Below are 14,290 nucleotides of genomic sequence, written 5' to 3' on the forward strand. Positions count from 1 at the left end.
TTAATTTTATGCGTTGCTCCATCTTCTGATTTGGTATCACATTAATTGATATGTTACGATTTAAGTGGTTCACAAAATGATTGGAGATGTTTCACAATGGACGGATTACACTCAACAATTACCTTGAATAACGGCGTTAAAATGCCGCGATTTGGTTTAGGAGTTTGGAAGACCGATAACCGGACGTCTCGTGATTCGGTTGCGGCCGCAATCAAGAATGGCTACTTGGCAATTGATACTGCACGACAGTATGGTAATGAGCAGGGAACCGGTGCCGGCATTAAACTTGGTTTGGGACAGGCAGGATTAAAGCGTTCCGACCTCTTTGTGACAACTAAGCTTTATAATGGTGAACAGGGAGATTATGATCAGGTTTCTAAGGCATTTGAAAACCAACTAAAAGATTTGGGACTGGATTATGTTGATCTTTACCTGATGCATTGGCCGGTAGATAAGACTTATATTGAAAGTTATCACGCAATGGAAAAATTGTATCGTGAGGGCAAGGTTCGGGCCATTGGTGTTTCTAATTTTGATAATGACCGAATGGAAAAATTGCTTGAAGAAGCCGAAATCATACCGGCTGTTAACCAAATGGAATTCAATCCAACTAACCAGGAACGTGAAATCTTGGCCTTTGATCAAAGTCACGATATTGAAATGACAGCGTGGTCACCACTTGGCGGCGGTGAGTCTTTGACCAATCCGGTCATTGATGCGTTGGCTAAAAAGTATGACCGTTCAGCCGCTCAAATCATCTTGCGCTGGGAATGGCAACGTGACATTGTCACGGTTGTTAAATCTACCCACGAAAAGCGGATCATTCAAAACAGCCAAATCTTTGATTTTTCATTAAGTGATGAAGATGTTCAAAAAATCAACGAGCTTGATCAAGGAAAACGTGGCCTTTGGTATGATGACTTTCAGTGGCATAATCCAAATGGAAAGGTTGCCAATGGCATCGACCAATGGCCAGATACTAGAAAGTAATTGCCACCGACTGATTTAAAATAAGGTGTTTTGGGTAGAACTTGGATTAACGTTAATCTGTTAAAAACTCGCTATGTAAAATATGAATAAAAAAATATTCCTTCAGGAAGATTCGGAAACGGTTTTTGAATCTTTCTGGAGGCTTTTTAATGTTTGGAGAAGCCAGTTTGAACGCCGGGACTGAGAATGAGTGTGAATACGATAATGGTTGGTAGTGACCAAGCCAGTGACCGAATAGACAACAAAAGCGGGTCTTGAAAAAATGGGCCTGGGTAAAAGATAAGGCTGATTAAAAAATTACCAATAATTAAGATAAACGAATGATGGACAATAAAAAAGAATGTATTCGATTTCGTTCTTAGACTAAGGTTAAAAGTTCCCGTTTTATTTCGCGATAGTTGATGTGCTTTGCTATTTGTCGAATAAGCTGATCTTTTGGCTGATCCACATGCAGCTAGAGTTGCCATAAGTGGGATTCGTTCAAACGAGAGTGTGCGCATTAAGAGTGAAATAATCGTTTGACTTCTTTGAAAAAGGCCGGCAAGCTCCCCGACATATCTAAAAAAGGAAGCCACTGTTAAGAAGATAAGGAGAATATAGAGGCAACGAAAAGTTGTCGAGACATCTTTGTAATAATTAATTTTTTTGAACAGATTCCAAGTGGTCAACTGAATCACCCCGTGTCGTTATTTAGTCATTAGTAATAGATTAACAATTATCATGACTTGGTTCAATAACCCGTCTGACTATGATGCTTGTAAATCCTTTAACATCAGGTTGATTTACTGACCAAAAATATTGATTTTAATAATGACTGCATGGTTATTGACTGGGCAGTCATTACTATATATACTAAGGGCGAAAGAAAGAATAGGGCTTGTTCTTAAGTATGAGAGGTGTTAGCTATGAATGATGAACTTGTTTTAGAAACGAAAAATTTAAAGAAATCCTTTGGGAAATTCCAGGCATTAAGGAACGTTAATTTACAGCTTCATAAGGGCGAAGTGTTAGGTTTTATCGGACCAAACGGTGCTGGAAAGTCTACAACGATTCGGGTTATTCTGGGTCTGATTAAAGCTACGGGTGGCTCAGCAACTGTCTTCGGCAAAGATGTTTGGAAAGACTCGGTTGCCATTCATAAGAATTTGTCCTATGTACCGGGGGATGTTTACCTTTGGCCTAATTTGACCGGTGGACAGACAATTGACCTATTGTTGCATATGTCCGGACAAAAGCATACGGCTAGAACAGATCAACTCATTAAAGAATTTAAATTGGATACCAGTAAGAAGAATCGAACCTATTCAAAAGGAAACCGACAAAAGGTCGCACTGGTAGCTGCATTTTCAACCGATGTTTCATTATATATTTTTGATGAACCGACTTCGGGACTGGACCCGTTAAATGAAGTGATCTTTCAGCAACACGTTGCCGAACTTAAAAAGGCGGGCAAAAGTGTCCTGCTTTCAAGCCATATTCTTTCAGAAGTTGAAAAGATGTGTGACACAATTGCCATTATTCGTGAAGGAAACGTGATTGAAGCTGGTTCGTTGGAATCAATGCAACATCTAACTCGTAATACAGTTGCCGTTCGAACGAAGAAGCCGCTTGACGAGTTACAGAAAGCCGGGGGTGTCTATCAATTAAAGTTCAATGATGCATCCAAAACAACTGCTGAATTCAGTGTAGATTCGGACCAGATTGGAAATGTTATGGACTTGCTTTCAGCAAAAACAATTGTACAGCTGAAAACAACACCGCCAACGCTGGAAGACCTTTTCCTACGTTATTATCAGTCTGCCGACGAGCAAAAAGGTGGCGATTAATATGACACAATATGCTCAAACATTGGCTTTGCTAAAAGCTAATTTAAAACGTGATTGGCTAAAAATGACGATATGGCTGGTTGTTTTGGCAGGAATGTTTGTCGCTGTAGCTGCAAAGTTCGAGGGGATTTATGGTACACCCAAGCAAATTTCAACTATTGCAGAGACGTTGAAGTCCCAAGCAATGGTGTCGCTATTTGGCCCAATGACGACGGCTCATTTAAACACTGCCATTATTTTTGCATCTGAAATGATGGTCTTTTGGGGCATCTTTATGGTGATCTTCAATTTTTCACTTTCGGTTGGTGCGACGCGTGGTCAGGAAGAATCCGGCCTTACTGAAATGGTTTTGGGCGGTCATCCTGTTGGCCGACTGGCGCCCCTTGCTGCAGCCGGTTTGGAATTAGTGATTGCCAACGGTGCATTTGTGATTGTTACGGGTGCCGGAATGATGGTGGCAAACATGCCCGGAAGTGATGGAAACGGCAATTGGTTATTTGCAGTAACGTTAGGTGCGGTTGGCCTAAGTTTTGGATTGATCTCACTTATTTTTGCACAATTGGTTGCTGATAGTCACAATGTTGCCATTTATAATTATGTGTTCTTTGGGATAACGTATTTGGTACGAATGATGACTGATGTTTCAAATCCGGATTACACTTGGTTCTCACCGTTTGGGTGGATTGAGAAAGCTGATATTTACACGAAAAATAATTGGCTGCCGGTTGGGTTACTACTGATGTTGGGAGTCGTCGGTTTTGCCGCTGCCGTCATCTTGAATGGCAATCGAGATATTGATACTGGAATTATTCAAGTCCGTGGTGGTAAACGCACGAGTCGATTTCTTCGTGGCTCTGGAACATTATTGTTTTGGAATCAGAAAGCAATTAGCCTTTTCTGGATTGTCGGTATGGCAGTTTTAGGCGCCAGCTATGGATCAGTGTTCAATAGCATTAGTAAAATTGTAAATGATTCGCCGGTTGTTCGCCAAGTTCTTGGTCAAAGCGGTGTTCGGCATTTGGAGCAGAACCAAATCCTTTCGTTTGTTGGTATCTTAGGCGTGATTTTCAGCGTCCTGGCGGTTGTGGGGGGTGCAATGGTCATTAATCATCTCTACACGGAGGAACGTCGGGGATATTTACAGATGATTAATACAAAGCCTGAAAGTCGATCTAAATTATTAGCAACCTACATGGTTTACGGATTTGTTCTGTCTGTTATTATTTTATTTGTAGCTTTGATGGCAGCAATGGGAGCCGGAAACTCAGTCTTAAAGCATCCATTAGCATTTAAATATTTCTGGCGACTATTCATAGCAATGTTGCCAACGTTGGCGCTCTTTACCGGAATTCTGGTTGCGTTAATCGGCATTATGCCAAAATGGCGGGCTGTTGTTTGGATTGCACTTGGTGGGGCGTTTGTGATTTCCTACTTTGGCAGACTGATTGATTTACCAGCCTGGGCAATGAAACTATCGCCATTTTACTGGTTCAGAAAAGTACCGTTGGCACACATTGATGTCGCACCGGTAACGTGGATGCTCGGTATTGCATTTGTGATGATTGTGATTGGTTTCATTGGGTACAATCATAGGGACATTGAGAGTTAACATCATCAAATGACGTAACAGTAGGCTGATTTCAAGGGAGGTTAATAATGGGAAAGAGACTACCAAGAGATCCGCAAAAGGAAAAGGCCATTCTTGCAGCAGCTGTTAAGGCTTTTGGAACTGACAGTTTTCGGGCAAGTACTGATAAAATAGCTGAATCGGCAGGTGTGTCAAAGGGATCTGTTTTTAGATATTTTGATAGCAAGAAGAAGTTATATGTAGCAGCGGTCCATCAGGCGATGGACACACTGATCTCGGTTGTGGATTTTAATGTTTGGACCGATTCTGATGATTTAGTCAGTATGATTATTCGAGCGACTAAATATAAAACCGAGTTATCACATCGGTATCCAAATGAATTTGCTCTGTTAACAAGGGTGTATGCACATGATGTCAATGTTCCTGAAAAGCTCAGAAATGAAGTGTTTTCAACATTTAACAAATGGGCAGAGCAGACGCAAAATATCATTGTAGATACAATCGTTGATAAATTGACTTTACGGCCCGAACTTGATGAAGTAACGGTAAAGCATTATTTATCTATTACGATTCAAGAAATTTCAAAACGTATTCAGGATTATTTTGAAAAGCATCCGGGGTTAAACCGAATAGAGGATATGACAGAAATAATTGATGAGGTCAAAGGTTATATGGATATGGTTCAATATGGTATAGTGAAGCAGTAATGTAGTGAAAAGGAAACTCGATTTGAAAGAAAGAGTGGGTCAGTTGGATAGTTAGGCTTTCATTATCCAAGTGACCCACTCTTTCTTTGTAGTTGAGCTAGTGGCAGATATACGGTCAATGGTTCAACTACTTTAAAGTTAATTTTAGAGCATGACAACTGATTATCTTTTCGTAACCGACAATTAATAAGGTATTAAAATTATTCCTCTGCATTAACTTGAGCTGCTTCATATCGTTGTGCTGCAGTTCTAAGTGCGATTTCGAAAGGAATCTTTGCGTGTTGATTAAAAGTAGCGTAGGTTAGTCCGTGTGCCTTAGCAAGGTCGACTGCGAGATTCGAATCGCGATGGCTGACATAATGTAGTGCAATAATCAGCATATCCGCACTTTCAACCATTGCTTCAAAACGTTCCCGATCGATTGAATCAACTTCCGTTAAGGTGGCATCATAAGCATCCGTTACTCTTCGGAGATTTTCTGTATAAACACTGTCACCGACCAATAGGACAGTTTTTCCGGAAACGATTGGTTTTATTTCGGCATAGTTGGGTGTCCATGGTTTGGGGGTATTACCGGTTGGTTTCTTTGGCTTTTCCGGTTTGGACTCAGCTTGGCTGTCAGCGGCTTCTTCCGGATGAATCCAGACAATCTTTATGGTACCGGGGTTGCTGGCATACCAGCTAACATCGACAATTTGACCGACTTTAAGATCATACTTGTCAATTTCTTCGTGTGTCGGCACATATGGCAAAGCCCCCATTTCAAAAGCGGCAGTTCCGCTGATATTACCATCACCGGTTGGATTATCAACTTCCAAATGACCGTTTCTGTCGACAATTTCCCCAGTATAAAATTTGATGCCGGCATCGTCTAAAGTATGACCGTTATGTTTAATGACGTTAACGGTAATTTTACTATCCTCAAAGTTGGCATTGGCTAAATCGCCATCGGATAAACCATAACGACGAACAATTTCTTCATTAACGTATTTGGTACCAATGTTGGCGCCGGAGAGATGTAATCTCACTGGGAAAGCTTGTGCGACATTAACTTTTTTTAGAAGGTCTTTTTTTAAGTCGTTATGCGATTGTAGATAATCCCAGAGTTGATCGATTGTAATAGTTGAATCTAATTGTTTCAGAGAAGTGACTTTATTAGTTTGAGTTTCCTGTTGTAAACTAGCAATCTGATCTTGAAGGATTGATATTTTATTAAGTAATTTTTGAAGATCAGGATAAGGTAAATTAACATTTGCGTGGTTTAATTCGGGAATTTCCGAGTTTGTTTTTTCTGTAAACGACGGTTCATTTTTATATGAGAATTGATGATCGAGTAGTCCCATTATGGATAATTCCTCCTTTGCTTGTGAATTTAGAATACTAGCTTTTCCCAATAGCCTCAAGGGAACAGGCTAAAATTTTATAAAGTTTTCTTAAAAAAATATTGGAGAAATTACGTAAGAAATGAATCGACTATTTAAAATTTTCCTGAACGTGTAATGATTGTGGTGATGGGTCTATCCACTCAAATGTACGACTAACCATTTTCGTTTTTTCATGATTATTTGAAGTCATGACAATGTTGTAGCGCCCGGGAATATAAGGACCAAACGTGCGCGTGACGTTTTTGTTCAAACTTTTGGCGACTATTTGATTGTTAATTTTAACCTGAGTGTTATCTTGATTGGCGTTAATCGTTGGGAAAATCGGTTTTACTTCGAGTAGGTACTTTTCAAAAATGAAAAAGTGATGGCCGGTATCCACAAAGTCCAAGACGCCGTTTACGACACCGGTTGCCGCCATCCGTCTTTTTAATTTGGCCCGCTGATTCGGATGATTTTGATAATAGGCCATTAGAGGCTGAACCGAATGGGGAGTGACTTTAAAATCCGGATCATCCGTACGGATTAAAGACGACACTGTTTTAGAATCATTCTGTTCGATGGCGGTTACGAAACGATTTGTTGTGGCTGACCGGCTATAATAATGATTTAAATATAAGTAACTGCCGACAAAGGCAAGGAGAATGACCAGTAAAATTCCGATGAGCCATTTTTGAGTTTTTGTTGCATGTTGTTGCGATTCCAAGGGCAGTCTTTCTTTCTGAATTGGCGTTAGTGATTGTTCTGTTATATCCTATTATAATATAATTAATGTTATCCAAAACAATAGATTGCGGTATAGGTGATAATAATGGTAAAACAAGGTAAATTTGCCAAGTCCAGTAAGCTTCGACAGATAAAAGAAATAAAAAGGGCCCGCCAGGAAAAGTCGGATAGAACGATTACCGAGAAGCAGTTTGGTAAGTTCATTTTTGTTCGCTACGGGTTGACAATGAAAGCCAAAATGATTGGGACGGATAAGGAAACCATGCAACGTTTTCTGATCGAATGGGTAGATCATGCACCTAAAGATAAAAATTGGTCAATAAAAGCACTGGCTGTTAATACGTTAAAAAAAATTAATGTGCGAGTGCCATACCAGTTCTATCGGGCAGTTGTCAGAAACTGGTCAAAGTATCAACGATTTTTAAAACGGGAAATTCCCGCGGTCCCTTTAAAACAGCGGATTTTGTTGACTGATACACTCACAACCGAAGAATTTGAACAACTTGTTGCCAGACAACTGGCTGCGAACATTCTGTTATCGACTTTGGGAAATAACCCTCAACTGATGCAACAGATCAATCTTGAGCAGGTTGCGGATCTTTCTAAAAATTTAATGACTGAAAATGGAAAAGGAATTGATTGGCAGAAAGTTCAAAGTGTTTTTAAACCAATGCCATTTGATATGAGTACAGCGCCGGATACACCAACTAAAAATTGGTTGGGACATCTTTTGACTGAAAAATGAGGTGATTAAAAATGCATACTGAACATGCACTGGATTGTGTTAACCTGGTACCGATTTTTAAATCATTACCACTTGATGAAAAAAAGGCGGTAGCAGGCTTGGTTGTTCAACACCAATATCCCAAGGGAACGATTATTTACCTTGCTGGTGATCAGGTGGGACACTTTATGATTTTGGAGCACGGACAGGTCAAACTTTCTCAGATATCCGAGAGTGGGAAGGAACAACTTTTGAAAGTGATGCAGCCGGGAGATTTTGATGGTGAAGCAGCTCTTTTTAGTCATGATCAGCGAAATGTTACGGCAACTGCATTGGTTGATTCCAACGTTTGCCAAATTGATCAGGATGCCTTTCAATCTTTATTAAAAAGCAGTCCGCAGTTAGCTGTTAATTTACTAACGACGATGAGCCAACAAATTAATAACCTTCAAGAAGAAAAGACGGTTTCATCGACATCCGATGTTGCAGGTCAGCTTGCCAAATATTTGTTGGAAACCAGTGCTTCTTTGCACGAATCAAGTTTTAAACTGCCACTTAAGAAAAAAGACATCGCTACTTTCATTGGGACAACTCCTGAAACAATCAGCCGTACGTTTAAGCAACTCATTGCTGATGGGGTGATCAAAATGACCGCTTCGCTGGTTGAAATAGTAGACCAGGATCGATTGACAGACATTGTTTGAGACTATAGGTTTCGGTATATAAGAGGGGGTGTTGAATCAAAAATAATTTTGATCCGGCAGCCCCTTTTGATGTCCTTATTTTCTTGTTAAACGGTATAAGAAAAGGTTGATTTGAAACCTGAAACTTGAATTCTCTCTTACCTGACGCCGTTTTAAAGTGAATCCCAATTTTCATGTCGAAGCGACATTCCCCAGTAACCCAGTTCGTATGCACTGCTTCGAATAAAAGCGGTCGTCATTTCTTGTCTTTCAGCGTCATCTACTTGCTCAGCAGCTCGATTGGTCAACTGAATCATTTTATTAACGCTGTCTGTGTAACCATCACTGTCATAGGTTTCAATCCATTGCTGATAGAGGCCGACTGGTGATCCCTGCCTAATCAATGCTTGACCGATTTCGTTGTAAAGCCAGTAACAGGGAAGTAATGCCGCAATTGCTCGTTGAGGGGTACCTTGATACAGGGCGGCATACATATGGTTAACGTAATTATAAGCAGTAGGCGCAATCGGGGTTAAAGCGATTTCTTCTTTTGAGATGTTTAATTGGGTAAAGAATCCCTTTCGAACCGCAATTTCGCCATTTTTCAATCCTTCGGCACCATCACGGAGAAACTGAATGGCCGTTTTGTCTGTTAGTTGATCAGCAATCTTATCGTGCAATTTGCCGAATTCACTTAAATAGTAGCGATCCTGCAATAAATAATAACGAAACGTTGAGAGTGGTAAATCTCCCGAAGTCAATTGCTTGATAAATGGGTGATGGGCACTTCGAAGCCATAGGGGCTTTGCAAGTTCGTGAATCTGATTTGTAAATGTTGTCAAAATAGAATACCTCTTTCTTTTTAACCTTGAAAACTAAGGAGGAGAATCGGCTTTGACGATAAAAAAGCCCACTTCAGTTTAAAGTGGACTTTTAGTCAGATATTAACAGATGATGGTTTGACTAAAACGGTCTTCCTTCGACAGTATTAACTGCATCAGGTTCCATGGGTATCTCTCAGCCGATTAAAGCACCCCAGACCACAAGGTTATTTGATTTTTAAGCGGTGTCTTTTAAAGACCAACAAAGATAATGATCAATGATATCATTGCTTTTGTTCCGCAATTTAACTATATACCAAGAGAAAGATAACATCAAAACAAAAAAGATTGTTTAACCGTTTTGTGATTGGATAATAGCACTATTCCCCGTATTCGAGGGAGTTAACTATCTTTTAATAAAGCACATAAATGAGTTATCCATCTGTTATTCTGAGAATTCAGTGCCAATTTATTCTACAAATAACAAATACCATTGATTTATCCGTACGAATATTCTACAATTAAGCAGTAAATGTAATTTAATAACGAGCAACTCTGGAGGATAAAACAATGGACGAAAGTCGAGTACGAGACGAAATTGTAAGCGGAAACATCTCGTTGGGTATCGAACTAGGATCAACCCGAATTAAGGAAGTCCTGGTAACGAGCGATTTCCAAACAATTGCTTCAGGCGATTATCTTTGGGAAAACGAACTGGACAATGGCATTTGGACTTACCCGATCGAAAAGATTTGGGATGGGATTCAAACCAGCTACGCAACATTAGCCTTAGAAGTTCATGATAAGTATGGCGTTGACCTTAAGAAGATCGGGTCAATCGGCGTTAGTGCCATGATGCACGGTTACATGGCCTTTGATAAGAATGGCGAACTGTTGGTACCATTCAGAACTTGGCGAAATAATATTACCGGCCAAGCTGCTGAATCTTTAACCAAACTATTTAACTTTAACATTCCGGAACGCTGGAGTATTGCACATTTATATCAGGCAATTCTCAACAAGGAAGACCATGTTAAAAACATTGATTTCCTGACAACGCTTGCCGGTTATGTGACATGGAAACTTTCAGGCGAACGTGTTCTTGGCGTTGGTGATGCTTCGGGTGTCTTTCCAATTGACGAACAGACGACCTATTATGAAAAGGGTATGATTGATAAGTTTAACAGTCTACCGGAAGTTCAACAATACCCATGGAACTTGACTGACATTTTGCCACAGGTTTTACCAGCTGGCAAAAAAGCCGGTGAATTGAACGCTGAAGGTGCCAAATTATTGGATCAAAGCGGTCAACTTGAAGCCGGTTCATTGATTGCACCTCCAGAAGGGGATGCCGGTACTGGTATGGTTTCAACCAACAGTGTTAAGAAACGAACTGGTAACATTTCTGCCGGAACTTCAGCATTCTCAATGGTTGTGCTTGATCGACCAATGAGAGCCGTTCACCGTGATATCGATATGGTGACAACGCCTGATGGTGCACCTGTTGCCATGGTTCATACCAACAACAGCTCATCAGATATCAATGCTTGGGTCGGCTTGTTTGGTGAATTTGCCAAAGCGCTTGGGCTTCAGCTTAAACCCGATGATCTTTACGGAACATTGTTTGCAGAATCTGTTAAGGGTGATCAGGATGCCGGTGGTTTGGTTAACTTTGCTTATCTTTCAGGTGAAAACATTACTAAGATGCCTGAAGGACGACCATTATTTGTTCGTAAACCGGATGCTAAATTAAACCTGGCTAACTTCATTAAAACCCAAATCTATTCAGCTTTTGCGCCATTAAAGATTGGGATGGATATCTTATTGCGTGAAGAGCACATTAAGACAAATGTTTTGGTTGCCCAAGGTGGTATTTTCAAGACACCGGTTGTTGCACAACAAGTCTTGGCTGATGCATTAAACACACCGATATCTGTTATGGAAAATGCCGGTGAAGGTGGTCCATGGGGAATGGCAGTATTAGCACTCTTCTGCATCAACCGAAAAAATGGCGAATCTTTGGAAGACTACCTGGCTAACCGGGTATTCAAGGATTCAACCAAAGCCACTCTTTATCCGGAACCAGCAAGTGTTCAAGGATACGACAAATTTATCGATAATTACAAAGCTGCTTTACCTGTTGAAAGTGAAGCCGTTAAGTCAATGAAAATGAAGTAATTGAAAGGTGAAATCAGACAATGCTAGAAGATCTTAAACAAGAAGTTTATGAAGCAAATATGCAGCTTCCCAAGTTGGGCCTTGTGACCTTTACCTGGGGAAACGTTTCCGGAATTGATCGGGACAAGGGTTTATTCGTTATCAAACCATCCGGAGTTGAATACGATAAGATGAAACCATCCGATATGGTAGTGGTTGACTTGGACGGTAAAGTCGTTGAAGGCGACATGAATCCATCAAGTGATACACCAACCCACACTTATTTGTACAATCATTTTCCTAATATCGGTGGAATTACCCACACGCATTCACCTTGGGGTGTTTCCTTTGCCGCAGCTAAAATGGATATTCCAGCTGTCAGTACGACACATGCCGATACTTTCTATGGTGATATTCCATGTGCACCGGCTTTGAATGAGGAACAAATCAAGGATGCTTACGAATTGAATACTGGTAAAGTCATCGTTGACGAATTTGAAAAACGCGGGATTGACCCGGATGCTGTACCAGCCGTGTTAGTTAGTCAACACGGACCCTTCTCATGGGGACCAACACCGGATAAGTCAGTATACAATGCCAAAGTATTGGAAGTTTCAGCTGAAATCAGCTACCATGCTTTGCAATTGACTCGTGACGAAATCCACGTACCACAATATCTTTTGGACAAGCATTATTATCGTAAGCACGGTGCCAACGCTTACTATGGTCAAAACAGTGCCAAGTCAAAGGATCACGCAGAACACGAATAAATTAAGTTGATTAGAATGTCTGCAAAGTGTTGTCATTTTGACGGTCGGGAGCCCACTTTGTAGTCGATACAATAAATTAAATTAAGAAGCTGGACAAAAAGTGAATTTTTGTCTGGCTTTTTTTGACGTGTTGATAACGCGTCATTGACTCTCTAGCAATACCGGTTGATTTGGACTATACTGGTTTATATTTTGAAAATGGAGAAGTAGTTGACGTTTATGAAGGAAAAATTAAAGGGGCGACTTGACGTTTTTGTCGATGCAATCATTGCTATTTTGATTACGGTGATGGTCCTGGAGTTGCCCATTCAAATTAATAATGGTGTTTTGGACTACCGGAGTTTATTTGCGGCAATTGGTATTTACGCGGTTAGTTTTTGCTTTATTGCCAATTTGTGGTATCAGCACGCAGTGATTTTTAATGAAGTCGAAAAGATTTCAAATGGTGTTGTGGTTGGTGACTTGGCGCTGATGTTCTTTGTGTCGCTTATTCCAACGTTTACCCGGTTAATGGCCATTGATACCAATTCAATGACGGTGGTCATGTACGGGGTATTGGACCTTGTCATTTCGGTCTTGTTTCGGCGAATTGTAAAGACAATTATCCATGATAAGTACACTGATAAAGATGATATGCGGAAGTTATACAATGTTATTTATGGCACTGCTTTTCTTGAATCCTGGATATCATATTTGATTTTAATCGTTATTGGTTACTTTTTTCCGAAGTTTTCTCTGATCTTATTCATCATTATTCCCGTTCGCTCGTTTATTCGGCATGCCTCGGATAATGAAGAGTTTAGTGATGTTGGAGATTTGGGAACTCAAGAGCGTAAAGCTTTTATCGAACTAACACCAAGTCAGCAGCGAACCTTTCGCCGGTTAGCCCACGACTATCGGCGAAAGACCAGGTCAATCGGAAATCAGCCAGATGCCCAAAAGCAGGCTTGGCAGGATTTCTCGAGTCAAATTCAGGAGAAACTTAATATGTCTGCCGGAGATGCCATGAAATGGGATCATCAAAATAACCAGCACGATCATCATAATCAAAGACGATAACCAACAAATTAATTGGAGTCGATTTGTTTGACCAAGCCCTAATTCGAGGATAAACTGACCTCAAAAGTAAGCGGATTAGCGAACGGAGGGACTTTATCATGGCAAATCATGCACCGTTAGTAACAATTTCAATCCCTGCATATAATTTAGGCTCATACCTTGAAAAAACGTTGAACAGTGTCTTTAAACAAACCTATCAAAACTTTGAAATCCTACTGGTTGACGATGCCTCAACCGATCATACGGCCGAAGTCATCGCAAAATTTGCAGAACAGGACGATCGTATCAAACCCCATTTCTTTAAAGAACATGAGGGGGTCTCCAAGGCCCGTAATTATGCGATTGACAATGCAAAGGGCGATATAATCGTCTTTGTGGATGGCGATGACTTGCTGGATCCGACTTATTTGGAAGTTATTGTGTCGGGCTTTTCAGATCCAAAAACGGATTTAGTGATTGTTGGGTTTAATTGGGGTTGGCGTGGAGGCGGTTATAATCGTCAGCCCGGGTTTGAAGAGGTTACCAAACGAAGAGCCTATGATTCAATTAACTATCGCGGCGATGGCATTGGTGGCTATACCTGGAATAAAGGGTTCAAGATGTCAATTATTCGCGATAATCATATTCGTTTTGATGAATCTTTGGATTTGGCAGAGGATTTATTGTTTACCGCCGACTATATGATGGCTTCCCATAAATTTCTATTCTACGATGTGCCGCTTTATAACAAGGTAAATCGCGGCAACAGCATTATTCATAGTGCCACTTATCAGATGCGGGCAAAAGAGCAGGTTGTTCGTCGGCATATTGACGAAATGGGTATGAAGTTAATGCCGTAGTGTTTAAAACAAGATTAG

At 40.5% G+C, this 14,290-nt stretch carries 13 protein-coding genes and 1 riboswitch; of the genes, 10 read left to right on the plus strand and 3 right to left on the minus strand.

Going from position 1 to position 14,290, the window contains the following annotated elements:
• The first annotated feature begins 96 nt into the window (after positions 1-96).
• The 4 genes from GQR93_RS02190 to GQR93_RS02205 all read left to right on the plus strand — a co-directional run bounded on the left by GQR93_RS02190 (position 97) and on the right by GQR93_RS02205 (position 5,111).
• Positions 97-990 (plus strand): aldo/keto reductase, encoded by an 894-nt coding sequence (locus GQR93_RS02190; protein ID WP_003551890.1) that lies wholly within the window; start codon positions 97-99, stop codon positions 988-990.
• Positions 991-1,895: 905 nt separating this feature from the next.
• Positions 1,896-2,816: an ABC transporter ATP-binding protein gene (locus tag GQR93_RS02195; protein WP_003551892.1), complete on the plus strand. Its 921-nt coding sequence runs from the start codon at positions 1,896-1,898 to the stop codon at positions 2,814-2,816.
• 1 nt (position 2,817) lies between these two features.
• The gene (locus GQR93_RS02200) at positions 2,818-4,425 is read left to right on the plus strand and encodes an ABC transporter permease (protein WP_225430379.1); all 1,608 of its coding nucleotides are present in this window, start codon (positions 2,818-2,820) and stop codon (positions 4,423-4,425) included.
• 47 nt (positions 4,426-4,472) lie between these two features.
• Positions 4,473-5,111, plus strand: coding sequence for a TetR/AcrR family transcriptional regulator (locus tag GQR93_RS02205; RefSeq protein WP_003551894.1), 639 nt, complete (start codon positions 4,473-4,475; stop codon positions 5,109-5,111).
• 200 nt (positions 5,112-5,311) lie between these two features.
• Here GQR93_RS02205 and GQR93_RS02210 read toward each other — a convergent pair whose 3' ends face one another.
• Positions 5,312-6,454: a DUF2325 domain-containing protein gene (locus tag GQR93_RS02210; protein ID WP_225430380.1), complete on the minus strand. Its 1,143-nt coding sequence runs from the start codon at positions 6,452-6,454 to the stop codon at positions 5,312-5,314.
• A gap of 130 nt (positions 6,455-6,584) precedes the next feature.
• Positions 6,585-7,199: a TcaA second domain-containing protein gene (locus GQR93_RS02215; protein ID WP_003551896.1), complete on the minus strand. Its 615-nt coding sequence runs from the start codon at positions 7,197-7,199 to the stop codon at positions 6,585-6,587.
• Between the two features lie 105 nt (positions 7,200-7,304).
• Between GQR93_RS02215 and GQR93_RS02220 the strand changes: the two genes are divergently transcribed.
• Complete coding sequence (locus GQR93_RS02220; protein ID WP_003551898.1) at positions 7,305-7,964, plus strand: hypothetical protein; 660 nt, start codon at positions 7,305-7,307, stop codon at positions 7,962-7,964.
• Between the two features lie 11 nt (positions 7,965-7,975).
• Complete coding sequence (locus GQR93_RS02225; RefSeq protein ID WP_003551899.1) at positions 7,976-8,647, plus strand: Crp/Fnr family transcriptional regulator; 672 nt, start codon at positions 7,976-7,978, stop codon at positions 8,645-8,647.
• A gap of 152 nt (positions 8,648-8,799) precedes the next feature.
• On the opposite strand, the gene tenA is transcribed toward GQR93_RS02225, so the two are convergent.
• Positions 8,800-9,468, minus strand: a complete 669-nt coding sequence (gene tenA, locus GQR93_RS02230; RefSeq protein ID WP_003551901.1) for a thiaminase II — start codon at positions 9,466-9,468, stop codon at positions 8,800-8,802.
• Between the two features lie 115 nt (positions 9,469-9,583).
• Positions 9,584-9,674, minus strand: a riboswitch (TPP riboswitch).
• A gap of 343 nt (positions 9,675-10,017) precedes the next feature.
• Between tenA and GQR93_RS02235 the strand changes: the two genes are divergently transcribed.
• The 4 genes from GQR93_RS02235 (at position 10,018) to GQR93_RS02250 (ending at position 14,272) form a co-directional block, all read left to right on the plus strand.
• Positions 10,018-11,625: a xylulokinase gene (locus GQR93_RS02235; RefSeq protein ID WP_003551903.1), complete on the plus strand. Its 1,608-nt coding sequence runs from the start codon at positions 10,018-10,020 to the stop codon at positions 11,623-11,625.
• Between the two features lie 20 nt (positions 11,626-11,645).
• Positions 11,646-12,374: an L-ribulose-5-phosphate 4-epimerase gene (locus GQR93_RS02240; RefSeq protein ID WP_003551905.1), complete on the plus strand. Its 729-nt coding sequence runs from the start codon at positions 11,646-11,648 to the stop codon at positions 12,372-12,374.
• Positions 12,375-12,593: 219 nt separating this feature from the next.
• Entirely contained in the window at positions 12,594-13,433 is an 840-nt protein-coding gene (locus tag GQR93_RS02245) for a TMEM175 family protein (protein WP_003551917.1), read from the plus strand.
• A gap of 98 nt (positions 13,434-13,531) precedes the next feature.
• Positions 13,532-14,272, plus strand: a complete 741-nt coding sequence (locus GQR93_RS02250) for a glycosyltransferase family 2 protein (RefSeq protein WP_003551918.1) — start codon at positions 13,532-13,534, stop codon at positions 14,270-14,272.
• Positions 14,273-14,290 lie beyond the last annotated feature (18 nt).

This window comes from Lentilactobacillus hilgardii (assembly GCF_009832765.1).
GTDB classification, from domain to species: domain Bacteria; phylum Bacillota; class Bacilli; order Lactobacillales; family Lactobacillaceae; genus Lentilactobacillus; species Lentilactobacillus hilgardii.

Excerpts from the sequence above, each read along its gene's own strand:
- GQR93_RS02190 (WP_003551890.1), top strand. The coding sequence starts at position 97 with ATGGACGGATTACACTCAACAATTACCTTGAATAACGGCGTTAAAATG.
- GQR93_RS02195 (WP_003551892.1), top strand. The coding sequence starts at position 1,896 with ATGAATGATGAACTTGTTTTAGAAACGAAAAATTTAAAGAAATCCTTT.
- GQR93_RS02200 (WP_225430379.1), top strand. The coding sequence starts at position 2,818 with ATGACACAATATGCTCAAACATTGGCTTTGCTAAAAGCTAATTTAAAA.
- GQR93_RS02205 (WP_003551894.1), top strand. The coding sequence starts at position 4,473 with ATGGGAAAGAGACTACCAAGAGATCCGCAAAAGGAAAAGGCCATTCTT.
- GQR93_RS02210 (WP_225430380.1), bottom strand. The coding sequence starts at position 6,454 with ATGGGACTACTCGATCATCAATTCTCATATAAAAATGAACCGTCGTTT.
- GQR93_RS02220 (WP_003551898.1), top strand. The coding sequence starts at position 7,305 with ATGGTAAAACAAGGTAAATTTGCCAAGTCCAGTAAGCTTCGACAGATA.
- GQR93_RS02225 (WP_003551899.1), top strand. The coding sequence starts at position 7,976 with ATGCATACTGAACATGCACTGGATTGTGTTAACCTGGTACCGATTTTT.
- GQR93_RS02235 (WP_003551903.1), top strand. The coding sequence starts at position 10,018 with ATGGACGAAAGTCGAGTACGAGACGAAATTGTAAGCGGAAACATCTCG.
- GQR93_RS02240 (WP_003551905.1), top strand. The coding sequence starts at position 11,646 with ATGCTAGAAGATCTTAAACAAGAAGTTTATGAAGCAAATATGCAGCTT.
- GQR93_RS02245 (WP_003551917.1), top strand. The coding sequence starts at position 12,594 with ATGAAGGAAAAATTAAAGGGGCGACTTGACGTTTTTGTCGATGCAATC.
- GQR93_RS02250 (WP_003551918.1), top strand. The coding sequence starts at position 13,532 with ATGGCAAATCATGCACCGTTAGTAACAATTTCAATCCCTGCATATAAT.